General features: G+C 66.8%; 24 protein-coding genes. 20 read left to right on the top strand and 4 right to left on the bottom strand.

The annotated features are described in order from the left end of the window. Positions 1 to 92 precede the first annotated feature (92 nt). On the bottom strand, positions 93 to 476 hold the full coding sequence (locus tag U5S82_11230; GenBank protein MDZ7752214.1) for a c-type cytochrome domain-containing protein: 384 nt from the start codon (positions 474 to 476) through the stop codon (positions 93 to 95). A 550-nt stretch (positions 477 to 1026) separates the two neighbouring features. Here U5S82_11230 and glyQ point away from each other — a divergent pair. From glyQ to U5S82_11205, 5 genes are all read left to right on the top strand, one after another. Further along, on the top strand, positions 1027 to 1962 hold the full coding sequence (gene glyQ, locus U5S82_11225) for a glycine--tRNA ligase subunit alpha (protein MDZ7752213.1): 936 nt from the start codon (positions 1027 to 1029) through the stop codon (positions 1960 to 1962). After that, positions 1959 to 4034: a glycine--tRNA ligase subunit beta gene (gene glyS / locus U5S82_11220; GenBank protein ID MDZ7752212.1), complete on the top strand. Its 2076-nt coding sequence runs from the start codon at positions 1959 to 1961 to the stop codon at positions 4032 to 4034. Before glyQ ends, glyS begins: the two co-directional genes overlap by 4 nt. A 65-nt stretch (positions 4035 to 4099) precedes the next feature. Continuing rightward, the gene (locus U5S82_11215; GenBank protein MDZ7752211.1) at positions 4100 to 4453 is read left to right on the top strand and encodes a nucleoside triphosphate pyrophosphohydrolase family protein; all 354 of its coding nucleotides are present in this window, start codon (positions 4100 to 4102) and stop codon (positions 4451 to 4453) included. A 532-nt stretch (positions 4454 to 4985) separates the two neighbouring features. Then, positions 4986 to 5744 (top strand): PEP-CTERM/exosortase system-associated acyltransferase, encoded by a 759-nt coding sequence (locus U5S82_11210; protein ID MDZ7752210.1) that lies wholly within the window; start codon positions 4986 to 4988, stop codon positions 5742 to 5744. A 70-nt stretch (positions 5745 to 5814) separates the two neighbouring features. Next, complete coding sequence (locus tag U5S82_11205) at positions 5815 to 6369, top strand: SGNH/GDSL hydrolase family protein (protein MDZ7752209.1); 555 nt, start codon at positions 5815 to 5817, stop codon at positions 6367 to 6369. Positions 6370 to 6382: 13 nt separating this feature from the next. Here U5S82_11205 and U5S82_11200 read toward each other — a convergent pair whose 3' ends face one another. Both U5S82_11200 and U5S82_11195 read right to left on the bottom strand, forming a co-directional pair. Then, positions 6383 to 7111 (bottom strand): gamma-glutamyl-gamma-aminobutyrate hydrolase family protein, encoded by a 729-nt coding sequence (locus U5S82_11200; GenBank protein ID MDZ7752208.1) that lies wholly within the window; start codon positions 7109 to 7111, stop codon positions 6383 to 6385. 230 nt (positions 7112 to 7341) lie between these two features. After that, a complete protein-coding gene (locus U5S82_11195; GenBank protein MDZ7752207.1) occupies positions 7342 to 7557 on the bottom strand; it encodes a hypothetical protein in 216 nt (71 codons plus the stop codon). 301 nt (positions 7558 to 7858) lie between these two features. Between U5S82_11195 and U5S82_11190 the strand changes: the two genes are divergently transcribed. From U5S82_11190 to U5S82_11165, 6 genes are all read left to right on the top strand, one after another. Beyond that, positions 7859 to 8584, top strand: a complete 726-nt coding sequence (locus U5S82_11190; GenBank protein ID MDZ7752206.1) for a spermidine synthase — start codon at positions 7859 to 7861, stop codon at positions 8582 to 8584. Between the two features lie 240 nt (positions 8585 to 8824). Then, complete coding sequence (locus U5S82_11185; protein ID MDZ7752205.1) at positions 8825 to 10273, top strand: circularly permuted type 2 ATP-grasp protein; 1449 nt, start codon at positions 8825 to 8827, stop codon at positions 10271 to 10273. 5 nt (positions 10274 to 10278) lie between these two features. Then, positions 10279 to 11253: an alpha-E domain-containing protein gene (locus U5S82_11180; protein ID MDZ7752204.1), complete on the top strand. Its 975-nt coding sequence runs from the start codon at positions 10279 to 10281 to the stop codon at positions 11251 to 11253. Further along, complete coding sequence (locus U5S82_11175) at positions 11241 to 12101, top strand: transglutaminase family protein (protein MDZ7752203.1); 861 nt, start codon at positions 11241 to 11243, stop codon at positions 12099 to 12101. The genes U5S82_11180 and U5S82_11175 overlap by 13 nt, the downstream gene beginning before the upstream one ends. A 23-nt stretch (positions 12102 to 12124) precedes the next feature. Continuing rightward, positions 12125 to 13090, top strand: a complete 966-nt coding sequence (locus U5S82_11170) for a M14 family metallopeptidase (protein MDZ7752202.1) — start codon at positions 12125 to 12127, stop codon at positions 13088 to 13090. Further along, positions 13087 to 14079, top strand: a complete 993-nt coding sequence (locus U5S82_11165) for a M14 family metallopeptidase (GenBank protein ID MDZ7752201.1) — start codon at positions 13087 to 13089, stop codon at positions 14077 to 14079. The genes U5S82_11170 and U5S82_11165 overlap by 4 nt, the downstream gene beginning before the upstream one ends. A gap of 64 nt (positions 14080 to 14143) precedes the next feature. Here the strand turns inward: U5S82_11165 and U5S82_11160 are convergent, their stop codons facing one another. After that, positions 14144 to 14758, bottom strand: coding sequence for an HNH endonuclease (locus tag U5S82_11160; GenBank protein MDZ7752200.1), 615 nt, complete (start codon positions 14756 to 14758; stop codon positions 14144 to 14146). Between the two features lie 325 nt (positions 14759 to 15083). Here U5S82_11160 and gmhB point away from each other — a divergent pair, with 325 nt between their 5' ends. From gmhB to hemB, 9 genes are all read left to right on the top strand, one after another. Further along, complete coding sequence (gene gmhB, locus U5S82_11155) at positions 15084 to 15632, top strand: D-glycero-beta-D-manno-heptose 1,7-bisphosphate 7-phosphatase (GenBank protein MDZ7752199.1); 549 nt, start codon at positions 15084 to 15086, stop codon at positions 15630 to 15632. Positions 15633 to 15640: 8 nt separating this feature from the next. Next, complete coding sequence (locus tag U5S82_11150; GenBank protein MDZ7752198.1) at positions 15641 to 16363, top strand: lysophospholipid acyltransferase family protein; 723 nt, start codon at positions 15641 to 15643, stop codon at positions 16361 to 16363. A 324-nt stretch (positions 16364 to 16687) separates the two neighbouring features. After that, positions 16688 to 17083, top strand: coding sequence for an SCP-2 sterol transfer family protein (locus U5S82_11145; GenBank protein ID MDZ7752197.1), 396 nt, complete (start codon positions 16688 to 16690; stop codon positions 17081 to 17083). A 55-nt stretch (positions 17084 to 17138) separates the two neighbouring features. Then, complete coding sequence (locus tag U5S82_11140; GenBank protein ID MDZ7752196.1) at positions 17139 to 18404, top strand: efflux RND transporter periplasmic adaptor subunit; 1266 nt, start codon at positions 17139 to 17141, stop codon at positions 18402 to 18404. Between the two features lie 162 nt (positions 18405 to 18566). Then, entirely contained in the window at positions 18567 to 22766 is a 4200-nt protein-coding gene (locus U5S82_11135) for an efflux RND transporter permease subunit (GenBank protein MDZ7752195.1), read from the top strand. 67 nt (positions 22767 to 22833) lie between these two features. Beyond that, positions 22834 to 23355, top strand: coding sequence for a hypothetical protein (locus U5S82_11130; protein ID MDZ7752194.1), 522 nt, complete (start codon positions 22834 to 22836; stop codon positions 23353 to 23355). A gap of 201 nt (positions 23356 to 23556) precedes the next feature. Next, positions 23557 to 24153 carry a hypothetical protein gene (locus U5S82_11125; protein MDZ7752193.1) on the top strand — a complete coding sequence of 199 codons (597 nt, stop codon included), beginning with the start codon at positions 23557 to 23559 and terminating at the stop codon, positions 24151 to 24153. A gap of 67 nt (positions 24154 to 24220) precedes the next feature. Next, positions 24221 to 24892, top strand: a complete 672-nt coding sequence (locus U5S82_11120; GenBank protein MDZ7752192.1) for an AAA family ATPase — start codon at positions 24221 to 24223, stop codon at positions 24890 to 24892. 33 nt (positions 24893 to 24925) lie between these two features. Continuing rightward, positions 24926 to 25939, top strand: coding sequence for a porphobilinogen synthase (hemB, locus tag U5S82_11115; protein ID MDZ7752191.1), 1014 nt, complete (start codon positions 24926 to 24928; stop codon positions 25937 to 25939). The last annotated feature ends 16 nt before the right edge of the window (positions 25940 to 25955 follow it).

The raw sequence follows: 25955 nt of genomic DNA, 5'->3' as shown, positions 1-25955 counted from the left end.
GGCACGGGATGGAAGACAGCACACCGGCCCGACGGACGCCGTCATTCATGACGGGGCCCACGACGGCCACGGCGTTCAGAGAAGGGGACGACTCAGTTGTTCTTGGCGCCCTGGTCGATCCATTGCTCGATGACGGCCACCTGCTGCTCGTTCAGGGGCTGCTCGCCGTGGGGCATCTGGATGGTGGGATGGGTCTTGCCCGCCACCGCAAGATACAGGGTGCTCGATATGGCGGAGCCGGGCTGTACCACGGGCCCCAGACGGGTCCCCTCCATGATGGCGGCATGGTCCGCCAGCACCAGGCCCGACTTCTCGGCCCCCTTGCCGCCCGACTGATGGCAGTCACTGCAATTCTGCTCGAGGATGGGCTTCACCTGCTGGCTGAAGCTCACCGCGGAGGTGGTGGGCTCGGAGCCACAGCCGACGAGGCCGGCCGCGGCCAGCAGGGAAAGCAATGGCAGGGTCTTGTTGTTCATGTTTGATCTCCACGCTAGTAGGTTTAATGAATTCCGATATGGGCGCGGATTGTAGTATTAGAATATCAGAATATTCTTTTACTTAAATCAAACAGGCCCGGTGTGCCCGAGTGGAGCGGGGAAGCGAAACCCGGTTTTTGTCGGCTCGTTTGCAGAATCTGCGGGTAAATGTTGCGCTCACGGCGAATGCCAAGTAGCTGATGCTCATGGACAAATGTTAGCGAGGAGGCGCACCGCGCCTTCCTGCGGCACGGATGTAGGTCGTGATTCATCCCGACATTCAAACCCGCCGCGCATACCTCGTGCCGGGTCGGTACCAACCGCCAGCGTTGGGTGTCGGACTGAAGTCCGACCTACAGCCCGACCTACAGCCCGACCTACTTGGCGTCTTAGCGAGAGGGTATTCTTCTTTGTACACCCACGAACTCTGCTGACGAGCCTTTTTGTCTTGTGTAGCAATCGGCCCTACCTGGCCGATAATCAGGGTTCCCTTCGCGAGGGACGGCGGCTGCGACTATACTTGCGCCCCTTTAACCGAGGAGGGGACATCGTGTCCACCGCAACCCAGCCCGCCGCCGGCACCCTGGAGCCATCCACCTTCCAGGGCCTCATCCTCGCCCTGCAGGACTACTGGGCGGCGCGGGGCTGCGTGCTGCAGCAGCCCTACGACATGGAGGTGGGGGCCGGCACCTTTCATCCCGCCACCTTCCTGCGGGCCGTGGGTCCCGAACCCTGGAGCGCGGCCTACGTGCAGCCCTCGCGGCGCCCCACCGACGGCCGTTACGGCGACAACCCCAACCGGCTGCAGCACTACTACCAGTTCCAGGTGGTCATCAAGCCGTCACCCGACGACTTCCAGGACATGTACCTGGAGAGCCTGCGCCGTCTCGGCATCGACCCCCTGGTGCACGACATCCGCTTCGTGGAGGACAACTGGGAGTCCCCCACCCTGGGGGCTTGGGGTCTGGGCTGGGAGGTATGGCTGAACGGCATGGAGATCACCCAGTTCACCTATTTCCAGCAGGTGGGGGGCCTCGAATGCCGGCCCGTGATGGGGGAGATCACCTATGGCCTGGAGCGCATCGCCATGTACCTGCAGGGTGTGGAGAGCGTGTTCGACCTCACCTGGGCCGACGGTCCCCTGGGCCGCATCACCTACCGCGACGTGTTCCATCAGAACGAGGTGGAGCAGTCCACCTACAACTTCGAGCATGCCGACACGGCGGAGCTGTTCCACCGCTTCGATGCCTGCGAGGCCGAGAGCCGCAAGCTCATCGAACTGAGGCTGCCCCTGCCGGGCTATGAGCAGGTCCTCAAGGCCTCCCACACCTTTAATCTGCTGGACGCCCGCCACGCCATCTCCGTCACCGAGCGCCAGCGCTACATCCTCAGGGTACGCACCCTGGCGCGCGCCGTGGCGGAGGCCTACTACGCCGCCCGCGAGGCCCGCGGCTTCCCCATGGCCCGGGCGGAGGTGGCGGCATGACCGGTAGCGCCCCCATGCTGCTGGAGGTGGGCACCGAGGAATTGCCCCCCACGGCGCTGAAGGGGCTGGGGGAGGCCCTGGCCCGGGGCTTCGCCGCCGGCCTGGACAAGGCCGGGCTGGCCCACGGTGCCGTGACCATGTTCGCCACCCCGCGCCGCCTGGCGGTGCTGGTGGAGGACCTGGAGCGGCGCCAGCCGGACCGCGAGACCGAGCGCCGCGGCCCCGCCGTGAAGGCCGCCTTCGACGCCGACGGCATGCCCACCAAGGCCGCCCAGGGCTTCGCCCGCTCCTGCGGGGTGCCGGTGGAGGACCTGGCTCGGGTGGCCACGGACAAGGGCGAATGGCTGGCCTACACGGTCCACGAGCAGGGCCAGGACGCCACCGAGCTGCTGCCCGCCATCGCCGCCGCCGCCCTCGACCACCTGCCGATCCCCAAGCGCATGCGCTGGGGGGAACGGTCCGCCGAGTTCGTGCGCCCGGTGCATTGGGTGCTGTTCCTCCATGGTGCCGACGTGGTGCCCTGCCGGCTGCTGGAGACCCCGGCCGGCAACACCACCCGCGGCCACCGCTTCCACCACCCGGCGGCCATCACCGTGGACCATCCCCATCACTACCGCGAACTCCTCAGGGCCCCGGGGCGGGTGGTGGCCGACTTCGACGAGCGCCGCGACACCATCCGCCACCAGGTGGAACAGGCGGCCGGCGCCCTGGGAGGACGGGCGGAGATGGACGAGGCCCTGCTGGAGGAGGTAACGGCCCTGGTGGAGTGGCCGGTGGCCATCACCGGCGGCTTCGAGGAGCGCTTCCTCGAGGTGCCCCACGAGGCCCTCATCCTCACCATGAAGAAGAACCAGAAGTACTTCCACCTGGTGGATGCCGAAGGGCGTTTGCTGCCCCACTTCATCACCATCGCCAACGTGGACAGTCCGCGCCCGGAAGTCATCAAGGAGGGCAACGAACGGGTCATCCGCCCGCGTCTCACGGACGCCATGTTCTTCTGGGAACAGGACGGCAAGAAGACCCTGGCCGAGCGGGTGGAGTCCCTGAAGTCGGTGGTGTTCCAGCAGCGCCTGGGGTCCATCCACGCCAAGTCCCTGCGGGTAGCGGAGCTGGCGGCGGCCATCGCCGAGGACATCGGCGGCGACGCCGCCCTGGCGCGCCGCGCCGGCATGCTGTCCCGCTGCGACCTCATGACCGAGATGGTCTACGAGTTCCCGGAAATGCAGGGCATCATGGGGCGCTACCAGGCCCTGCGGGACAGCGAGCCCGCCGAGCTGGCGACGGCCATGGACGAGTTCTACATGCCCCGCTTCTCCGGCGACCGCCTGCCCGGGACCGTCACCGGCCGCGCCGTCTCCCTGGCCGAGCGCCTGGACACCCTGGTGGGGATCTTCGGCATCGGCCAGCGCCCCACCGGCGACCGCGACCCCTTCGCCCTGCGCCGCGCGGCGCTGGGCGCCCTGCGCATGCTGCGCGAGGAGGGCCTGCCCCTGGAGCTGCGGGGCCTGCTGGAGCAGGCGCGGGCCGGCCTGGGAGACCTCGTCACCGAGGCCGACACCGTGGACGCCGTGTACGATTTCATGCTTGAGCGCCTCAAGGGCCTGTACCTGGAGGCCGGCGTCGGCGCCGATGTATTCGAGGCCGTGGCCGCCGTGGCCCCCGCCCGGGTGGCCGACTTCGATGCCCGCATCGACGCCGTCACCCGTTTCCGCACCCTGCCCGAGGCGGAGGTCCTGGCTGGAGCCAACAAACGTATCCACAACATCCTGCGCAAGGCTGACGTCAAGCCCCCGGACCACGTGGACGTGGGCCTGCTCCAGGATCCCGCCGAGCGCGCCCTGGCCGCCGCCACCGAGGAGGCCGCCACCACCGTGGCCCCGCTGCTGGAGGCCGGCGACTACGCCACGGCCCTGGCCCGTCTCGCCACCCTGCGGGCAACCGTGGACACCTTCTTCGACCAGGTGATGGTGATGGCCGACGACCCGGCGGTGCGCAACAACCGCCTCGCCCTCCTGAACCGCCTGGGGGGACTGTTCCTGGCCACCGCCGATATCTCGCGGCTCCAAGACTGAGCCGCCGCCGGCCCGGGGTCCCGCCTGCCGCGGGCCCAGGGCAACACCACCCGAGGTTCAACGCCATGAACGACCAGGCATCCGAGACCGACCGTGATTCCTACGATGCCATGCTGGCGGCCGTCCAGGCCTTCCATGACAAGCACGACTTCCGCAACACCGGCGGCGAGGAGCTGGCCTACCGGGTGGCCCTCATGGCCGAGGAGTTGGGGGAGATCTCGTCATGCGTCACCAAGGGCAAGGACACCCACAAGCTGGCCGAGGAGGTAGCGGACCTGATGATCCTGGTGATGGGCACCGCCATCGCCGCCGACTTCGACCTCAAGGCCGCCTTCTGGGACAAGATGGAAAAGCTCATGGAGCGCGAATCCCGCATGGTCAACGGCCGCATCCGAGTATCCGAGTTCCGCGATACCTGAGCGATCCAAAAAGCTGCGCCACACGGTGTCACCGAGACCGACCGAGACCCTCGCGAAACGCGCGGGTTACGGCATACTTCGGCGCCTGACTAAATGTTTTCGCATACCGGGTAGCCACCCCCTGAGGAATCCGGCATACCCTCGTCGCCGCCCCCATCATATAGGAATTGCCTTCTTGATGATTCAAGCAAATTGAGCGAAACCTCTGCCAGGTTGCTGAAACCCTTGCCTTATCCCCTCCCCTGGTGGGCCAAAACACCGGCAAGGCCCTCTAGCTTGCCAAAGACTCACATTCTTCGTTTTGGCGTAAAATGCATTGTCAAGCTTCAATCCGTGATTGACGTCACGTTTATTGGGTAGCAACCTTGACCGTGTTTGCAGCACGCTAACGACGTAGACTCAGACCCGTTCCCACAAACCATTTTCATTGCTGCCCTCGCATCACCGATGAGCGCTGGCCTTCTGCGGGAAATAGATTCATCAGGCCGTGTGTACCGCCACCGGGTAGCGACGTCAGGGAGCCCGACGACGAATGTTCGATGACCGATACGAGACGTTCCTGGCAGACACGGCGGAGGCCCGCGCCATTCACCATCGCCTGCGCTACCGCATCTACTGTGAGGAGCGCAGCTTCGAGCCGCACCACCAGTTCCCCGACCGCCAGGAGCGGGATGCCGCCGACGACAGGGCCCGCCACCTCATCGTGCGCGCCCGCGCCACCGGTGCCTGGGTGGCCGCTATGCGGCTGATCCTGCCGGACCCGCAGCCCTTTCCCATCCAGAGCCATTGCAGCCTCTGCAGCCACGCCTCCACGGCCATAGCCTGGAACCGCTGCGGCGAGATATCCAGGCTCGGGATCGTCCGCAATGGAGCGAAGCAGACCCAGCGGCAGGGTTACGACGACGAGTCCGGGCAACAGCGCATTCCGGAGATCATTTTCGGTTTGTTCCGCGCCGCCTATACGCTCAATACCGAACACGGCCTCGAGCATGCCCTGTGGATGTCAGTCCCCGCCTTGGCACGCATCCTCAAACGCTTCCACCTGCCCATGCGAGCACTCGGAGAACCATGCGATTTCCGAGGTATACGGCAACCTTACATCATCGACGTGGAGCCCTTCTGGGAAGGCTTATGCTCGACCACCCGGACCATCGACCCCCATTTTCACATCAGCCCTGGCTACGTGCCCTATTCGGCGCTGTCATCCGACCTGAAGACGCAAAAACGCCCCTCTCAAGGTGGCAGGCCGCCCTACCCTGTACGGATGACCCCCGGCCTGGCCATGGCCTGACGATCATGGCGATAGGCACCGTTCCAGGCGAGAGGAGCGCATATCGCCCGCACTTCTCCGGGTGAGGGTGATGGAAATCCTGGTTATAGGTGACTCGTGGGCGGCGGCTCGGGAGGCCGACACGGGCCGGGACGCGGGCTGGCCGGCGCTGATGGGCATCGCCGCCGGCCACCGCCAGGGGCTGAGCGGCAGTACGGCCGCCCAGTGGGCCGGCGATGAGGGGGGGGTATTGACGCGTGCCCGCCGAACCTCCGCGGAAGCCGTCGTGGTGTCCCTGCTCGGCAACGACGCGCGTATCGCGGTATTGGAGGGCCGAGTGACCGCCGACAGCGTGGTACGGGGTATCAACAATCTACGCACGGTGCTGGACGCGTTGGAGCACCCCCTCACCGTGGTCATGCTCTACGCCGATCCCTTCGGCGGCCGTAACGAGCAGGCGAACGTGGCAGTGCCCATGCTCAACGGCATCATCCGCATGGCCTGCGTCGGCCGCTCGGTGATATTCGCGGACACCAGTGCCTGGCTCACCCCCGACCACTTCGACGGCCGCGACATCCACCCCACGCGCGCGGGCCATGCCGCCATCGCCCACCAGATGCACCAGCTCTGCGAGGGCGGCGGCTGAGACTCCCCCCGGTTCAGCCCGAGGACACCCCCGCCTCCCGCACCAGGGCGTCGAATATGGACGCGAAGGGAGGACCCAGGGGCCACAAGGTTTCGGGATGCCACTGGATACCCACTACGAATCGGTAACCCGGGATCTCGGCCCCCTCCACCACCCCGTCTGTAGATCGCGAGGTCACCACCATGCCCTCGCCTACGGCGCCGATGGCCTGGTGGTGAAAACTGTTCACATCGATCCGCGAGCGCCCGACGATGTCGTACAGCCGGCTGGTCTCGTGGATGGAGACGCTGTGGACGATGGCGTCGCGGGGACGTCCGGGTTGGTTGTGGGATACGGCGCCTTCCACCGCGCTGGGGATGTCCTGAATGAGGTCACCGCCCCTGACGACGTTCATCATCTGCATGCCCCGGCAGATCCCCAACAGTGGCAGGTCCCGTTCCAGGGCCTTCAAGATCAATTCCGCCTCGAACTCATCCCGCTCCAGGCTGGAGCCGTGGATCGTGATGTGGTCCCCACCACCATACATCTGCGGGCTCACATCCAGCCCCCCCGAGAGCACCACGGCATCCAGCCGGTCGAGGATAGGAGCCAGGCGGGAGGGGCGAGTGGGAGCCAGAATCACGGCGATGCCACCCGCCGCCTCCACTCCGCGCACGTAGTCCCAGCGCAGGATGTAATGGCCCGGCACGGCAGGATCGTTTGCCGCCGTGACGCCGATGAGGGGGACCTGCATGTTGGTCATAGGCGTATTCTTGATCGCGAGATCTCAGGAGCCCATCTATAGTGCAACCGCCTTGGCCGCGGCGTGCAACAGGCCGCACCCTTCTCAGACGCGTGATCCCTCGGGACGGCAAGCACCGGACGGCTGGCAGGGCACCGGTGGACGCGGTGCCGTATGGGCACGCGGCGCCTTCCCGCGTGCGCCTGCGTACGCGCTTCATCTCGCTTTCTTTCGGGCGAGCCCCGGGCCCCTCACAGGAGCGGTGGCGGCGGGACGAAGACGGCCATGATGGCGGCCGCGGTCTCGCCGTCTGCGAGTATGGCGACGGTCCACTTGGGGATGGCCTGGGCGGCCCAGATGAGGACCGTCAGCACGATCACCCGGTGGCCCAGGGAAAGGGCCTTGTAGCGGCCGCACAGGCCCATGAGGCAGGCCCAGAAGGACTGGGTCCTTCGCGGATTATCCATCGCCGGTTCTCCTTGCGTGAGTTGTCATGCCGCCGCCCGATTGTCCGAGCACCATCGCAGAATATCCGGTCGCGGCAGTGAGTTCATGTATTCTTGACAACAAGCGGGAAAAATCAATCCTGGCCGCCGGAGATGAGGGTCACCCGAAGCGGTGGATACCGATGATCGCCGATGGGCCGCCTGGGCCCGTCGCGCCGGGCAGCGCTGCCGGGGGCCAAGGTCCGCTTTCGAGGCGGCGGCCGGCACCGCGGCGCCACGCAGGACACGCACTGACGAGGTCCCGAAGGGACGGGCATACCCCATGAGTCTGTTGTTCGAGGAACTGGATTATCGGCCCACCGCCATCGGCGCCCTGAGCCTGCGGCGGCGGCAGCTGTCTCTCGGCGTCGATGTGTTCGAGATCAAGCTCGGCGACGAGTTCCTCATGTCGAGCCTGTTCACCGCGTCCGAGGTCGCCCTGGGCCGACTCGCACTCGCAACCCTGGCGGGGGACCGGCTCGAGGTGGTGGTCGCAGGCCTCGGGCTCGGCTACACGGCACAGGCGGTGCTGGCCCACGCATCGGTAAGCTCCCTGCTGGTGGTGGAGATGCTGGAGCCGGTGATCGACTGGCACCGCAACGGCCTGCTGCCCCTCGGCGCCGAGTTGGTGGCCGATAGGCGCTGCCGCCTGGTGCACGGCGACTTCTTCGCCATGGCCGCCGGCGCCGGCTTCGACCCGGACGCGCCCGGGCGCCGCTTCGATGCCGTGCTGGTGGACATCGACCACTCGCCCGCGGCGCTCCTCGATGACCGCAGCAGCGGCTTCTATCGTCCCGCGGGCCTGCGCGCCCTCGCCGCCCACATCCGGCCCGGCGGCGTCTTCGGCCTATGGTCCAACGACCGCCCCGACCCGTCGTTCACCGCCCGTCTGGAAGAGGTCTTCGCCACCGCCCGCGCGGAACCGGTGACCTTCCACAACCCATTGCAGGACCGCCCCTTCACCCAGACCGTCTATCTCGCCCGCAGCGCCACCGCCACCGGACCGTAACGGCACCATGACCCGCCCCTGGCCCGCGTGGCCGGGCGGCGGCGCGTGACGGGGGAGCGGGCGCACCAAAGTGACGCGTCGGAGCGCCCCCTCTCATGCCGGATCGCATCCGAATGGTGCACCGCGCTCCCGCCGGCAGGCCCAGGGCACCGAAATTTCGGGTCATCGCCCGGCACGGGAACTGGCACGCGCTATGCAAATAGGATCCCACTTGGCACCCGCTGCCCCAAGGAGAGGTCCATGTTCGCCGGATTACAATCACCCGCACCTGCCCGGGCCATGCCCTACCACGAGTTCTATCTGGACGACTTCCAGCCGCGGGACCACTACCGCCCGCTGTGGGAGCACATCCGCCGCGCCGGCCAGAACCTGCTGGCGGAGAAGGCCCGGGATGCCCACCTCGCCCTGCACACGGAAGGGGTCACTTTCACCGTCTACAACGATTCCGAAGAGGGCATCGAGCGGGTGTGGCCCTTCGACCTGCTGCCCCGCATCATCCCGGCCCGCGAATGGGATCTGCTGGAGGCCGGCCTGCGCCAGCGCATCCGCGCGCTGAACCTGTTCCTCAAGGATATCTACCACGGCCAGCGCATCATCAAGGATGGCGTGATCCCGGCGGAACTCATCTACAAGGGCAAGGATTTCCAGCGCCATGTGCTGGACGTCGACCCGCCTCACGACATCTACACCCACATCAGCGGCGTGGACCTCATACGCGACATCGAGGGCCGCTACCTGGTGCTGGAGGACAACCTGCGCACCCCCTCGGGGGTGTCTTACATGATCGAGAACCGCATCGTCGAGCGTCGCATCCTGCCGGAGTTCTTCGCCCACTACCGGGTGCGGCGGGTGGAGCATTATCCCGATCTGCTGCTGAAGGCCCTGCGCCACCTGTCGCCGCGGGGCGCCGACGCGGCGGAGATCGTGGTGCTCACCCCCGGCATCTACAACTCGGCCTACTTCGAGCACACCTTCCTGGCCAAGGAGATGGGCGTGGAGCTGGCGGAGGGGCGCGACCTGGTGGTGAAGAACAACGTGGTCCACCTCAAGACCACGCGCGGCCTCAAGCGCGTGGACGTGGTGTACCGCCGGGTGGACGACGAGTTCCTGGACCCCCTGTGCTTCCGCGCCGACTCGGCGCTGGGGGTGGCGGGCATCATGAACGCCTGGCGCGCCGGCAACGTGGCCCTGGTGAACGCCCCCGGGGCCGGCATCGCCGACGACAAGGCGGTGTACGCCTACGTGCCGGAGATCATCCGCTACTACCTGGGGGAGACCCCCATCCTCGCCAATGTGCCCACCTACCAGATGACCGATCCCCATGACCGGGAACTGGTGCTGTCCCAACTGGAAGGCATGGTGGTGAAGGCGGTGGCGGAGTCGGGTGGCTACGGCATGCTCATGGGCCCCGCCTCCACCCCGGAGCAGCGCCGTGACTTCACCCGCCGCATCAACGAGGACCCGCGCAACTACATCGCCCAACCGGTGGTGCCGCTATCCCGCCACGTCTGTTACCTGGACGGCGAGCTCGAATCCCGGCATCTGGATCTGCGCCCCTTCATCATCTACGGCGAGGACATCGACGTGGTGCCCGGGGGCCTCACCCGCGTCGCCATGACCAAGGGCTCCCTGGTGGTGAACTCCTCCCAGGGCGGCGGCAGCAAGGACACCTGGGTGCTGGCGGACTGACGGGCATGCTGAGCCGTATAGCCGAGTCCGTCTACTGGATGTCCCGTTTCCTGGAGCGCACGGACAACACCGCGCGACTGCTGGACATCAACCTCACGCACCTGCTGGAGGCCGACGAGGCCGGCAGCGAGGAACTGCAATGGGCGCCCCTGCTCCACATCGTGGCGGGCAACGAGGTCTACCAGCGCATCTTTCCCGACGGCGCCGTCACCGGGGCCCGCATGATCCGCTATATGGTGCAGGAGAAGGGCAACTCCGGCTCCATCTACGCCGCCCTCAAGGGCGCGCGGGAGAACGCCCGGGTGGCCCGCGACCGCGTCTCGAAGGAGATGTGGGAGGCCCTCAACGAATTCTGGCTGCAGGTGGACGGTCACGTCACCCACCGCCTGTCGCCGGAGCGGGAATCGGTCTTCTTCAAGCATGTGCGGGCCGAGGTGGCGCGTTTCCACGGCCTTACCGTCAGTACCATGCTGCGCGGCGACGCCTTCAGCTTCTACCTGCTCGGCACCTTCCTCGAACGGGCCGACATGACGGCGCGCATCCTCGATGTGAAGTACCACCGCCTGCTGCCCGACGTCGCGCAGGTGGGCTCGCCCCTGGACTATTACCAGTGGGGCGCCCTGCTCAAGTCGCTGTCGGGCTTCGAGGCTTATCGGCGCCATTACCACGGCGGCATCCGGCCCCTGGACGTGGTGGACCTGGTGGTGTTCTCCCGCCACTTTCCCCGTTCCCTGCACTTCGCCGTGGACCGCATGACCCAGGCCATCCAGGAGATCGGCACCTCCCAGGTCGACTGTGCGGTGTGCCGGGCCCTGGAGGGGCTGTCCGCCCTGCTGACCGCGCGCGCGCCCGAGGAAGTAGTGCGGGAGGGCCTGCACGAGTTCCTCACCGATTACCTGGACCAGTTGTCCACCCTTCACGCCTCGTTGCAGAACGAGTATTTCGAGGCCCACCTGGGGATGGAGCAATGCGTTATCTGATCGACCACCAGACCCGCGTCGGTTTTCCCGCCGCGGTCCGCGAGCACTTGTGCGAGTTGCGCCTGGAGCCGGTCACGGACCGCCACCAGCGCCTCCTCACGGCGCACATCGATGCCGAGCCGGAGGCGGACATCCAGCGCTATCGCGATGCCTTCGGCAACGAGGTGCATCACTTCAGCATCACCGCTCCCCACGACCATCTCACCACTCGTCTGGTGGCGGAGGTGGAGTGCCTGCGGGACAATCCCTTCGATTTTCCGGCCCTCGCCCCCCGCCGCGAGGGGGACTGGATAGCCCATGCCCTGCGGGACGTGCCACGGCTGTGGGACTACGTGCTCCACCGCAGCCCCATGACGCCCGCGGCCACGACCGTGGAACTGGCCGGCAGCCCCGACCATGACGACGCCGATATCCCGCTGGTGCAGGCGGTACAGGACGTCATGGCGTGGATCGGCGACGAATTCCGCTATGATCCAGAGGCCACGGAGGTCCACTCCCCCCTGGCCGCGATGCTGGAGCGGCGCGCCGGGGTGTGCCAGGACTTCGCCCATCTGCTCATCACCATCGTGCGCGGCTGGGACGTCCCGGCCCGCTACGTCATGGGCTATCACTACCCGGGCGAGGACGAGCCCGCCGCCGCACCCGCCACCCATGCGTGGGTGGAGGTGCTGGTGCCCGGGGCCGACTGGCTGGGCTTCGACCCCACCCACGGGCTGCTGGCCGACGACCATTACATCAAGGTGGCGGTGGGCCGCGACGTGCGGGACGCCACTCCCCAGCGCGGCAGCTTCAAGGGCGACGAGGACGGCGAGGCCCCGGACGTCATGATCAGCATTACGCCCCAGTAGCCCCATCGACGTCCACCACGGCAATGGAAATACGCCAGGACGAGATCCTCAGTCTCGAGCTGCCCTATCGCGAACGCCTGACCCTGCGGCGCACCATCTATCGCGGCGGCGACGGCCCGCGGGTAGCGGTGGTGTCCGGGATCCACGGCGACGAACTGGAGGGCCTGTACGTGGCCCACCGGGTGGCCCGCTGGCTGGAGGCCCACCCCACCGCCCTGCGGGGCCAAGTGGAGCTGCTGCCGGCGGTCAACCCCCTGGGTCTGGACACTCTGGAGCGTGGCCTGCCAACCCATGACGTGGACCTCAACCGCAACTTCCCAGGCCACGCCGACGGCCTGCTGCCCCAGCGCCTGACCGATGCGGTGATGACGGCCCTGGCCGGTGCCGCCCTGGTGGTGGACATCCATGCCAGCAACATCTACCTGCGGGAGATCCCCCAGATCCGCATCAACCAGTGCTTCGCGCCGGACCTGGTGCCCCTGGCCCGCCCCATGAACATGGACGTCATCTGGCTCCACGAGGCCGCCACCGTGCTCGAGGCCACCCTGGCCCACAGCCTCAACCAGCGCGGGGTGTCCTGCCTGGTGGCGGAACTGGGGGTGGGCATGCGGGTCACGCCGGCCTACGGCGAACAGATGCTGCGGGGGCTGCTCGCCACCTGGCAGGGGCTCGGCGTCATCGCCCTCGATGCCCCTCTCGCCCCCTGCGACCACCGGCCCCTGGTGGCCACGGACGCCAACGTGCGCTACCTCAACGCCTCCACCTCGGGGCTCTTCGTGCCCACCGTGGAACACTGGACCGCGGTCCGCAAAGATGCCCCCCTGGGACACATCGTCAGCCCCTTCGGCGGCGCCGTACTCGCGGAGGTGACGGCCCCGGCGGACGGCGTGCTGTTCACCCTGCGGGAGTATCCCCTGGTCTACGAGGGCTCGCTGATGGCCCGCATCGTCGCCACCGGCGACCCTGCCGGGAAGGAGGCCGCGCCATGAGCGAACGTTCGCTCCTTTCCATGACCGCCCCCACGCGGGACGACTTCGACATCCCCTACCATGACATCGGACGCGCCGAGAAGCTGCCCTGGGTGGTGCTGGTGGGGGGCATCCACGGCAACGAACTCAACGGCGTCTTCGTGCTGTCGCGCCTCGCCAACCTGCTGCGACTGGCAGCGGCCGGCAAGCACGCCGACTTCCGCCTCCAGCGCCGGGTGGTGGTGATCCCGGCGGTCAACGTGCTGGGGGTGAACACCGGCAGCCGCATCTGGCCCTTCGACAAGACGGATATCAACCGCTCCTTCCCCGGCAACCCGGCGGGGGAGACCACCCAGCGCATCGCCTACGCCCTCATGGCCGGCACCCTGGCGGCCCGCCACCGCATCGACATCCACTGCTCCAACGAGCACTTCGAGGAACTCCCTCAGGTGCGGCTGTATGAGCCCCATGACGACGAGCGTACCGGGGCCTTCCTGTTCGGCCTGCCCGCCATCGTGGAACGGCCCATGAGCGGGGTGTTCACCAGCACCCTGGGCCACGCCTGGCGTCACCATGGAGGGGAGAACTACGTCATCCAGGCGGGCTATGCCGGCAGCCTCCAACTGCATCACTGCGAGCGGCTGTTCCAGGCCCTGATCAATTTCCTGCTCCACAAGGGGGCCCTCAGCGGGACCCGCTTCACCGAACCGGAGGAGGACGTGCACTTCTTCGGCATGGACCACAGCGTACCCGTCATCTCCCAGCGGGCGGGGCTGTTCGTCAGTCATCTGGAGGTGGGCCGCTGGGTACGCCGGGGCGAGGTATTGGGCAACCTCCATGACGCCTTCGACGGCAATGTCATCGCCGACATCACCAGTCCGGTGTCCGGGCTGCTGTCGGGGATGCGGCGCCAGCCCCTGCTGTGTGAAGGTGATCTGGTGGCCCGGGTGCAGACCCTCGGCGCCGAGGGCACGGCCATGAGCACCTATCTCCACGGCCAGGGCCAGTAAACTCCCCGCACATGGCCCGCCCGGCCAGGGGCGCCGGTGGGCGCCGGGGCCAGGGGGATCCGCGTCAGGCCTGAAGCAGGTGGCGCCGTTTGCGCGGTACATGCATCTTGAGGAACTCCATCTGGTCGGCCAGGATGCGCCGGTTGGCGAGGATCAGGTATTCCGCATGGCTCGGCACGTAGGGCACGGCCAGCAAGGGCATGCGCGCCTGCTCGGGCGTCTGATTGCCTTTGCGGGTATTGCAGGCGCGGCAGGCGGTGACGACATTCTTCCAGCTGTCGCCGCCGCCCAGGGAACGGGGCTTGACGTGGTCCCGGGTGAGCAGCGAGATGGGGAAGCGATCACCGCAATACATGCAGTGCTGATGGTCGCGCTGGAACAGGGCGCGGTTGGTGAGGCCCGGGGTGGTGATACGTTTGCGCCGGGAGTCGGCGCCGCGCACCGCCACGATGGTATGCATGGCGAGTTCGGAACGCAGGCCGGTGAGGCGATTGGTGCCGCCGCGGATGACCACCGCGGGCTCCCCGAGGACCCAGACGATCTCCTCCCGCGCATACAGGCGCACCGCGTCCTGCCACGGCAGCCAGCCCATGGGATGGCCGCCGTTATCCAGCGCCAGTATCAACGGTTTCGACGTCTGCTCCATAACCACCTCGACATCCACCCGGTCACATCGCATGCGTCCCGGCCCGCCTCCGGCATTGGCGGCCGGCCAACGGGACGCGATCCCCAGGCATCTCCACTACCTCGACAGTTGAGGCCACGGTATGCAGTTACGGGGACTGCCCGAGACGACGTGCCCCGCGCCCCGCTTGCGGGGACCGAGGCCCCAGGGCCGCCTCACCGCTTCAAAATAGCGTCAGGCGGACCCGGCTAATCCTAAGCGCTAACGTTGCGAATGGCCAATATAGCCAGGAGCATGTTTCACTGCCGTTACCCGATGCCCCCGCCATGAGCCATAATGAAGACTTTCAATTGTAGAAAAGATTCCAGCGCCCCCCGCAATGAAACTCGTCATCCTGGATAGAGACGGCGTCATCAATCACGACTCGGCGGATTACATCAAGGGCCCCGAGGAATGGCGGCCCCTGCCCCACAGCCTGGACGCCATCGCGTGCCTCAACCGCGCCGGCTATCGCGTGGTGGTGGCCACCAATCAGGCCGGCATCGGCCGGGGCCTGTTCAGTGTTCAGGACCTGCATCGCATCCACGCCCGCATGCTCGAGGAACTGAAGATCCATGGCGGCGACATCGAGGCCATCTTCTTCTGTCCCCATACGCCGGAAGACCACTGCGAGTGCCGCAAACCCAAGCCCGGCCTGTTGCTCGACGTGGCCGCCCGCCTCAAGGCCGCCCTCGGCGAGGTCTATGCCATCGGCGACAGCCAGCGGGACCTGGACGCGGCCCGCGCCGCCGGGGCCCGCCCGCTGCTGGTACGGACCGGCAACGGGCGCCTGACGGAGCAGGGGTTCACGGCGGCCACCGCCGTACCGGTGTTCGACGATCTCGCCGGGGCGGTGGCCCATATCCTCGGTAAGACGCCCGCCCCATGAGGCGTTCCTTGAGTGTCCGCGTGGTGGTGGGGTCGACAGTGTTCTTCGTCGGCCAGGCCATTTCCACCCTGATCATCGCTACGGGGACCCTGCTCCTCGCCCCGGCGCCGTTTGCGCGACGCCAACGCTGGGCGGCGCTGTGGAACCGCTTCAACCTGTGGTGGCTGCGGATCTGTTGCGGCGTCCGCTGGCAGGTGGAGGGCGTGGAGAACATCCCCGACACGCCGGCCATCGTCATGGCCAAACACCAGTCCGCCTGGGAGACCCTGGCCCTGGTCCATTGGTTCATGCCCCAATGTTACGTGCTGAAGCGGGAGCTGCTGCGCATCCCGTTCTTCGGCTGGGCGCTGTTCCTCATGCGTCCCATCGCCATCGACCGCTCCCAGGGCCGCAAGGCGGGACAGCAACTGCTGGAACAGGGTCGTCGCCGCCTGGCCGACGGCATCTGGGTGATCATCTTCCCCGAGGGTACCCGGATGGCACCCGGCCAGCGCGGGCGCTATCACGTGGGCGGGGCCAGACTGGCCTTCGCTACCGGGAGCCCCGTGGTGCCGGTGGCTCACGACGCCGGCCATTGCTGGCCACGCAACAGCTTCTTCAAGTACCCTGGCACGGTACGCGTGGTGATCGGCCCGCCGGTGCTCGCCGACGGGCTCAGCAGCACGGAAATCAATCACCGCGTGGAGGCCTGGATAGAAAGCACCATGGAGCATCTGGAGGCTTCGCGGTGATGGCACCGCTGGCGGCGGCGTCCCTGGCCCCGGTTCATATTGAAAAGGTTGGCGGGATCAATTAATGTTCCGAATGATTTTGGGATTCCAACCGTCTAAATATCAACGCTAAATTGAGGTTGAAGTATGCTTGTTCCGGGTCGGCGGCCCGGCATGCAAATTCTGCATGCCTCCCCCACGGAGCCACGGGACGACGGCGCACTGTCACTTAACCCTCTTGGGCCACCCATCGAAAGCCGTCCCTCCGGCCCGGCCCACGTTGCGCCACGGTCAGGTAGGCATGTGACCCAAAGCCTCACAACAGTCTAAGGAGATGAACAGCAGATGGCGGACCTTTTCAGCGCAGAGTGGATGCAGGGTTTTCAAGAAGCCTGGAACAACGAACCCGAACTCGCCGGGGCCCTCGGTGAGATCGGCTTCGACTCCAACATCGGCTATGGCTTCGAGGGCGAGGCCGAGCCCCGCGGCGTCATCGTGGTGGAGAACGGCCGAGTCACCCGCGCCGCCGCCTACGCCGGCGAGACTCTGAACTGGGACCTGCGCGCCAGTCCGGATACCTGGAACAAATGGAAGGAGAAAGGGGTCAATATGATGTCCCTGGGCTCCGCCTACATGACCGGAAAACTCAAGTTCGCCGTTGGTGACTACAAGGCCATGGCCAAGGATCCGCGCATGGCGGGCCCATTCGTCAAGAGCTTCTCCGTAATGGGCCGGGTCTGACAGGACCTCCCTCCACGCCACGTTCGGCCCGACCCTGGACCTCCGACGACCCGCTATGGAACGCCTCTCACCACATCTGCTCGCACTTACCGCCGCCCTGCTCGGTGCGGCCTTCACCGTTGCCGCCCAGGACGCCGCCGCCCAGGACTACGGGCGCCAGGACTTTGGCCGCAGCGGGGGCAACCAGGGCTATGGCGGCGGTCAGGCCCCCGGTGGCTACTACGGTCGTCAGGGTGCCCCCATCCAGGGCACGCCCACCATGGTGGTCCAGGAGGCCTCGCGGGAGGCCACCGTCACCCTGGGCGGCACCGTGGTACCCTTCAAGGATGTCACCCTGGCGGCCCAGATACCCGGCCGGGTGGTCAACATCGCGGGCTCCGAAGGCGACTACTTCGAGGAAGGCGAGGTGCTGGTGGAACTGGACGACAGCGAACTCCGGGCCCAGCAGCAGGCCGCGTGGGCGGCCCTGCGGGATGCCGAGGCCGGCATACGCAACGCCCAGACCCAGTATTCCCGGGAACTCATCGCCCCCCAGGCGCGCTCGCCATCCACCATGCCCGGCATGGGCATGCCTACGCTCTTCGACCAGTTCTTCACCCGGCCCATGGGCAGCATGATGGGCCAGGGGTCGCCCGGCCTCGAGCGCTACAGCGATCTGTACGGCCGCCAGACCCAGGTGGAACAGGCTCAGAATGCCTACCAGCGGGCCTTGGCTCAGTTGCGCCAGATCGAAACCAAGTTCCGCGACGCCAAATCCATCGCCCCCTTTGACGGCGTCATCGTCAATAAGTTCGTGGAGGAGGGGGATACCGCGCAGCCCGGACAGCCCCTGGTGAAGTTCGCGGACGTGCGTTCTCTGCAGATCCAGGTGGAGGTGCCGGCACGCCTGATGCCCGTGCGCGAAGGGCAGGTACTGGAGGCCCGCCTCGACGTGAGCGACAAGCCCGTCAAGGTGCGGGTGGCCCGGGTCTTTCCCATGGCGGACCCGCAACGCCATACGGTCACGGTGAAATTCGATATCCAGCCGGGCACACCGGCGGCTCCCGGCATGTACGCGGAGGTCATGATCCCCGACAACAATTCCCTGGTCCGCAACGTCATCGCCATCCCCACCTCCGCCCTCATCCAGCGCGGCAGCTTGCCCATGGTCCAGGTGGCAAACCCCGACGGCGGTCGCGAACTCCGGGTGGTACGGCTCGGCGAGTATCTGGATGCCCAGACCGTCTCCGTGCTGTCAGGCCTCAGCCCCGGTGAGGTCATATTCATTCAAGGCCAGGCCCCCCTCGACATGGGCCCGGCATCAGGACGCCGCCCCTACTGATCAGGGCTGCAAGGAACGAGTTTTTACATAGATTTAGGGTGGCCGCCATAGGGTCCAGCCGACGCGCATCGGGGAGCACTGGGCTCCCCGATGCGCGTTATTGGAGGCGCGGCCGGGAGTAGAATTCGCCGGCCAGCGCCGGCAGCCGGGACGACAGCTCGCATGGCAGACCACGACAAGACCAAAAACGAAGCACAGGACGAGGAACATCTGGGCCTCGCAGGCAACCTGACCCGGGCGTTCATCAACTCGCCCCTGTCGCCGCTGCTCTTCGTGGGCATGCTGTTCCTGGGCCTCATCGGCCTCGCCGTCACGCCGCGCCAGGAAGACCCCCAGATCTCCGTGCCCATGGTGGACATCTTCGTCCAGTATCCGGGCGCCGATGCCACCCAGGTGGCCAGCCTCGCCACCCGGCCGCTGGAACGCATCATGAGCGAGATCCCGGGGGTGGAGCACGTCTATTCGGCCTCCCAGCGCGGTCAGGCCATCGTCACCGTGCAGTTCTTCGTGGGCGAGGAGTTGGGCCCCTCCATCGTCAAGGTCCACGACAAGATCCAGTCCAACCTGGACAAGATGCCGCCAGGGGTGCGACCACCCCTGGTCAAGCCCAAGGGCATCGACGACGTCCCGGTGGTCACCGTCACCCTGTGGTCCCCGGACGCCAACCTCGGCGACGCGGCGCTGCGCAAGCTGGCCCTCGATATCCTCCAGGAGGTCAAGGAACTCCCGGACACGGGTCAGGGCTTCGTGGTGGGCGGCAGCCGCGAGCAGGTGAAGGTGAACGTTTACCCCCAACGCCTGTCTGGCTTCGACATCACCCTCGACCAGGTGGCCCAGACCATCCGCACCGCCAACGCCGAGCAGCAGGCCGGCAACGTCGAGGCCCGGAACACCTTCTTCAACGTCTACACCGGGTCTTTCCTGCGCAGCGCCGAGGACGTGTCGCGGCTCGTGGTGGGCACCCGCAACGACGTGCCCGTGTATGTGCGTGACGTGGCCCAGGTCAGCTACGGGCCAGCGCAGACCTCCCGGCTGGTGGAGTACTACACCGCCCCGGCCGGTGACCATGAAGAGGAGGCCGCGGGCGTACCGGCCGTCACCCTCGCAGTGGCCAAGAAGGAGGGCTCCAACGGGGTCCAGGTGGCTACCTCCATCATCGACAAGGTGGAGTCCCTCAAGGGGGTGCTGATCCCCAGCAATGTCACCGCCAGCGTTACCCGCAACTACGGCGAGACGGCCGACGACAAGGTCAACGAGCTCATCATGAAGCTCTTCAAGGCCACCGGTTTCGTCTTCGTGCTGGTGCTGATCGCCTTCATGGCCCTGCGTCCGGCCCTGGTGGTACTGCTGGTGATCCCCGTGGTCCTCCTGTTCACGGTGTTCGCCGCCTTCCTCATGGGCTACACCATCGACCGGGTCTCCCTGTTCGCCCTCATCTTCTCCATCGGCATCCTGGTGGACGACGCCATCGTGGTGGTGGAGAACATCTACCGGCGCTGGCTCGAATCCGACAGCACCAGCGCCGAGGTGGCGGTGGATGCGGTGCGGGAAGTGGGCAACCCCACCATCATCGCCACCTTCACCGTGGTGGCCGCCCTGCTGCCCATGGGCTTCGTGCGCGGCATGATGGGACCGTACATGGAACCCATCCCGGCGCTCGGCTCGGTGGCCATGATCGTCTCCCTGCTGGCGGCCTTCATGTTCACCCCCTGGTGGGCGCTGCGCCTCAAGCCCAGCCAGGCCTACCTGCATCGCCAGGAGAAGCGGGAGCATGCCATGGCCTCCCGCCTCGACGGCCTGTTCCGGCGCGTCCTCATCCCCCTCATCGACCATCGCGGCAAGCGCCTGTTGTTCCGGCTCGCCCTGTGGGGGGCGTTGTTCCTGGCGTTGTTCATGTTCTATACCACCTGGGTCACGGTAAAGATGCTGCCCCTGGACAACAAGCCCGAGTTCAGCCTGGTGGTCAACATGCCCGAGGGCACGGCCCTGCCGGTGACCGCCAACCTGACGCGCCAGATCGCCCAGGCCATCCGCGCCGAGATCCCCGAGGTGACGGCCCTGCAGACCTATGTGGGCACCGCCCGGCCCTTCGACTTCAACGGCATGGTGCGCCACTACTACTTGCGGGACAGGCCGTGGCAGGCCGAGGTCCAGGTACAGCTCACCCACAAGACCAAACGCGACCTCTCCAGCCACGAGCTGGCGGTGATGACCCGCGAACTCATCGCCGGCCCCGACTCCGAGCTGCGAACCACCATCCGCAACACCGGCGCCGATATCGCGGTGGTGGAGATGCCGCCGGGGCCACCGGTACTGCAGACCGTGGTGGCCGAGATCTACGGTCCCTCGGGCGAGGCCCGGCGCGCCATGGCTGGGGCCATGGCGGAGATGTTCGAGAAGGCCGAGAACCTGGATGACGTCTACAGCTACGTGGAAGAGCCCTCCAGCTACTGGCGCTTCGAGGTGGATACGGAGAAGGCGGTACGGCGTGGCATCTCCGTGGACACCATCAACCGCAACGTCACCATGGCCATGGGCGGTTACAAGGTGGGGGACATCAAACAGTCCAAGGTGCTTGAGCCCACCAACATCGTGATCCAGGTCCCGCTCTACAAGCGCTCCCAGATCAGCGTTCTCGGTGACCTGCCCATCCCCACCGCCGGCGGCCAGACCATCCCCCTGGCGGAGTTGGGCCACTTCGTCCAGGTTCCCACCCAGCCCACCCTCTATCACAAGGATCTGCGGGCGGTGGAGTATGTCACCGCCGAGAGCGTCGGGCGGCTCGCCGCCCCCATCTACGGCATGTTCCAGGTGGAGAAGATGATCCGCGAGGACCGTGATTACGAGTGGCTGCGCGATGCCATGAACGGCGAGGGCCAGCAATACTATGGTCACTTCACGGGGCCACCGCCCAATGATTCGAAACTCGGCTTCGAATGGGGTGGCGAGTGGACCGTCACCTACGAGACCTTCCGCGACATGGGCATCGCCTTCGCCGCCGCCCTGGTGTTGATCTACATCCTGGTGGTGTGGGAGTTCGGCAATTTCAGGGTGCCTCTGCTCATCATGGCCCCCATTCCCCTCACCCTGCTGGGCATCATACCGGGGCACATGCTGTTCGGCGCCGAGTTCACCGCCACCTCCATGATCGGCTGGATCGCCCTAGCCGGCATCATCGTGCGCAACTCCATCCTGCTGGTGGACTTCGCCATCCACGCCATCCGTGACGGCACCGAGGTGAAAGAGGCGGTGATCCAGGCCTGCACCACCCGCACCCGGCCCATCATGATCACGGCCTTCGCCCTGGTGGCCGGCTCCAGCGTGATCCTGGGCGACCCCATCTTCAAGGGCATGGCCATCTCCCTGTCCTTCGGCGTGATGGTGTCCACGGTCCTGACCCTCATCGTCATCCCCCTGGGCTGTATCGCCGCCTCCGATTCCCTCATCTCCCTGGCCTTCCCGCCCGGCCACGGTGGCCCGGGGGGAGGTGACCCGGTGGGTCCCACCGGCGGCGGCCCCGATCCCCGCCCCCTGCCCAGCCCGGCATCGGCGGTGCGCGCCCAGCCCAAACCCACCCTGCGGGAGCGGGTTGCCAACATCGGCTACATGGCCCTGTTCATGTTGAGGGGTGCGGTCCTCGCCCTGATGGCCCTGCTCAAGCGCTTGATACCGAAACGCGGGGAAGACAGCAACGGCCAGGCAACCCCATCGCAGCCGCCCGAGGTCAGCATCCAGGGCACCGAGCCGGCGGCGGCACCCACCCCACGCGGCGAGGAGGCCCCGCGGTCCGCCGCCGCCCCCCGCGAACGCCAAGCGCCCGACACCGCTGCTCCTGAACCGGACAGCGGGGCAGCCGCCCCGACCCCACCGGCCACCGCGCAGACGCCGACCGCAAAGGACACCGAGGCAGCAGACCGTGCGCCCGCCCCGCCGAAGAACACGGACCCGGCCACCACCGGGCAATCCGGCGCGGCACCAGAGTCCGTTCCGGCCGCCGCGGAAAGTGCCCGGCGGGCGCTATCAGAGGCCGTCCCCGCCGCCACTGAGGAACCATCCACGCCCCCTGCCGCAACGCCGGGGACGCCCCCGCAGGACGCCCCACAAACGGCGCGCAAATCGCCCGCCCCCAAGGCGCCCGGCAAGAAACGGATCTCACTGAAGAAGCCCGCCACCCCGGCCCCACCATCCAACGGCGCGGGCCAACCCGCCGCGGCACGCAAAGAAGGGGCATCCCAGACGCCGCGCCGCGACCCCCGTTCGGCGGGGGAAGACATTTCGGGCCCCCGCAAGAAGCGGCGGGGAATTCGCCTCAAGCAGGACATGTCCGGTCTCGGAACCGGTTCGTCCGGACACGACGACTGAGTATCTGTCCGCGCATACCCGGCCGTGTCTGTACGTGACGCATCAAGAGAAAGTGGGAAGGGTGAAAATGGCCATCGTCACCTTATCCCTGCTCGTCGGTCAGCCGCTCTGGGCCGGGGAATGGTGGCAGGAGGATGGAGGCCGCTCCTGGGGCAGCGGTGGAAAGGATGGCGGCACGGCTTGGGCCGAATCCCGGGATGACGCTTGGTGGCTGGACCCGGTGGACCCCGCACCTTCGCGGGACACCGATGATCAATGGCGTGACCGCCGATCCGGGGGCCAGCCCTGGGGTTTGCGCAACCCTCCACCGCAACAGAAACAGGAACAGCGACGCAAGACCTACAACCCATGGTCCGATTGGTCGGACCGCCCATGGGGTGACACCGGCAGCCGCAGCGATCAGGAACGCCAGACCCGTGAGAGAGAGAGCACGCGGCGGCGCGACGAGGTTACCCCGTGGGGAGGTGGCATGCCGGCGTACCCCGGCTATGGCCCTGCCCCCGCTTACCCCTCCGGTCCCGTCCCCGGGTACGGGACCGGGCCCTGGGGCGGCGTACCCCCCTTACCCGGCATGCCGGCACCCTACTGAGTCCGCGCCGAGACGGCACCATCTCAGGGCAACGGATGATTGTTGAAAGCCTTAACATTAGAATGGAATCAAACGGGATGGTGCCATTGCGTCCAGCCGGCGGATAACCTCCACCGGCATACGAAGGACTCACCCGCTGCGGTCTGACCCAGACTCTAAAAGGTAGGAAATATGAAAATGCGTTATGGATTGCTTGGAATCATGGCCCTATGGCTGACCGGCCTCGCGCCCGCGGCCCTCGCCGCGGAATTTTCCGCCACCATGGTGCAGAAGGCACCGAACCAACCGGACATGACGTCCAAGCTCTACGTCAGCGGCGACAACATGCGCGAGGAAACCTCCATCAAGGGGGAAGAGCGTATCCGGATCCACGACAAGTCCAGCAACATCACCTGGCTGTTGAACCCCAAGAAAAAGCAATACGTGGAGTTTTCCGGTGAGCCCGCGGCTGCCGGCGGCCGCCAGGAGCCGCCGCTGCCCGACGAACCGGGCAGCCCCTGCCTGCAGGACGCCAACAGCCTGCAGTGTACCCGCCTCGGCGTCGAGAAGATCAATGGGCGGGAGGCCGAGAAATGGCGTTTCGTCGCCCCCGGCCAGGGCCGGAGCCAGCAAGCGGTGGAGTGGACGGAGTGGTTCGACAAGGAACTGCGCATCCCCATCCGCGGCGAGGGTCCCAGTGGCATGGTGAGGGAACTCAACGCCATCGAGGTGGGCCCCCAGCCGGCGGATCTCTTCGAGATCCCCGCCGGCTACGAGCAGATAGAAATGCCCCAACGTGCCCCCCAGGGCCGGCGTTGACGAAGGGTCGCCGATAACGGCTCGGCATGTCACCCAAAAACACAACTCACGACTATGGGGTAGGTAGATGATTACGGTCGTCGGCAACCTGAAGGGTGGCTCGGGCAAGAGTACGGTGGCATTCAATCTCGCCGTGTGGCTGGCCCATGCCAAGGTAGAGGTCGTCGCCTTCGATCTCGATCCCCAGGCCACCTTGAGCGATGTCGGCGAGGTCAGGCGCGAGGAGAACATCCTCCCGGAGGTGCCCATCTATCGCGCAGAGAACGACCCCGGCACCGTGCTCAAGGGTCACAGCGGAGAAGTCCTCGTGGATGTGGGAGCTTCCAACCTGTGGGCCATGCGCCAGGCCATCAATATGGCCGACCGTATTCTTATTCCGGTGGGACCGAGTCAGGCCGACGTGTGGTCCACCCAACGCTTTCTCAACATCATCGCCGAGGCCCTCAATCCCGATGCCCGGCCGGAGATCCTCACCTTCATCAACCGTGCCGACACCCACCATTCCGTACGTGAATCGGACGAGGCCGAGGAGGCCCTCGCCTCCCTCCCCGGCGCCACGGTGCTGAAGCGCCGTCTCGGCCAGCGCACCATGTTCCGCCGATCCTTCAGCGAAGGCCTCGCGGTATTCGAGCTGGAGCGCCAGGGCAAGGCTGCCTTCGAGTTCATCCGCCTGGCCAAGCGCCTCTATCCCGAGGCGGCCACCGCCAGGACCGCACCCGGGCGCGGCCACCAGGAATAAGCCAATCCCGCCCCCAACTTCAGACGACGCGCCATGACTTCGCAGCTCGAGATCGCAGGCTACCCCCTCGCACGACCCCGCCGTATGCGCCGCGATGGGTTCTCCCGCCGCCTCATGAGGGAGCACCGCCTGTCTACCGACGACCTCATCTATCCCGTATTCGTGCTGGAGGGCGAGGGCCGCCGTGAGACAGTGGCCTCCATGCCCGGCGTGGAGCGCCTGTCTATAGACCTGTTGCTGGAGGAGGCCGCCGCGGTGGTGGAGCTGGGGATCCCGGCCATGGCCCTGTTTCCGGTCACGCCGGTGGAAAAGAAGACGGAGGATGCCTGCGAGGCCTTCAATCCCGAGGGCCTGGCGCAACGGGCGGTGCGCGCCCTGAAAACGCGTTTGCCGGACCTCGGCGTCATCACCGACGTGGCCCTCGATCCCTTCACCACCCACGGCCAGGACGGTCTCATCGACGACACCGGCTACGTGATGAACGACGAGACGGTGGCCGTGCTGGTGAGACAGGCCCTGTCCCATGCCGAGGCCGGCGCCGACGTCGTCGCCCCGTCGGACATGATGGACGGCCGCGTGGGGGCTATCCGCCACGCCCTGGAGGACGCGGGCCACATCCACACCCGCATCCTCGCCTACGCCGCCAAGTACGCCTCCGCCTACTACGGCCCCTTCCGCGACGCCGTGGGCTCGGCCGGCAATCTCGGGAGCGGCAACAAATACAGCTACCAGATGGACCCCGCCAATGGCGACGAGGCCCTGCGCGAAGTCGCCCTGGACCTCCAGGAAGGCGCCGACATGGTGATGGTCAAGCCGGGCATGCCCTATCTCGACGTGGTGCGTCGGGTCAAGGACACCTTCGGCGTGCCCACCTTCGTCTACCAGGTGAGCGGCGAATACGCCATGCTCCAGGCCGCCGCCGCCAACGGCTGGCTCGACCTCGAGGCAGTGGCCATGGAGGCCCTCACCAGCATGAAACGCGCCGGCGCCGACGGCATCCTCACCTACTTCGCCAAGGACGCCGCCCGCTGGCTGCGGGAAGGGTGAGCCTCCTGCCGGGCCC

This window comes from Gammaproteobacteria bacterium, from assembly GCA_034522055.1.
Lineage (GTDB): Bacteria > Pseudomonadota > Gammaproteobacteria > JAABTG01 > JAABTG01 > JAABTG01.
This window is presented reverse-complemented; position numbering and strand designations above follow the sequence as displayed.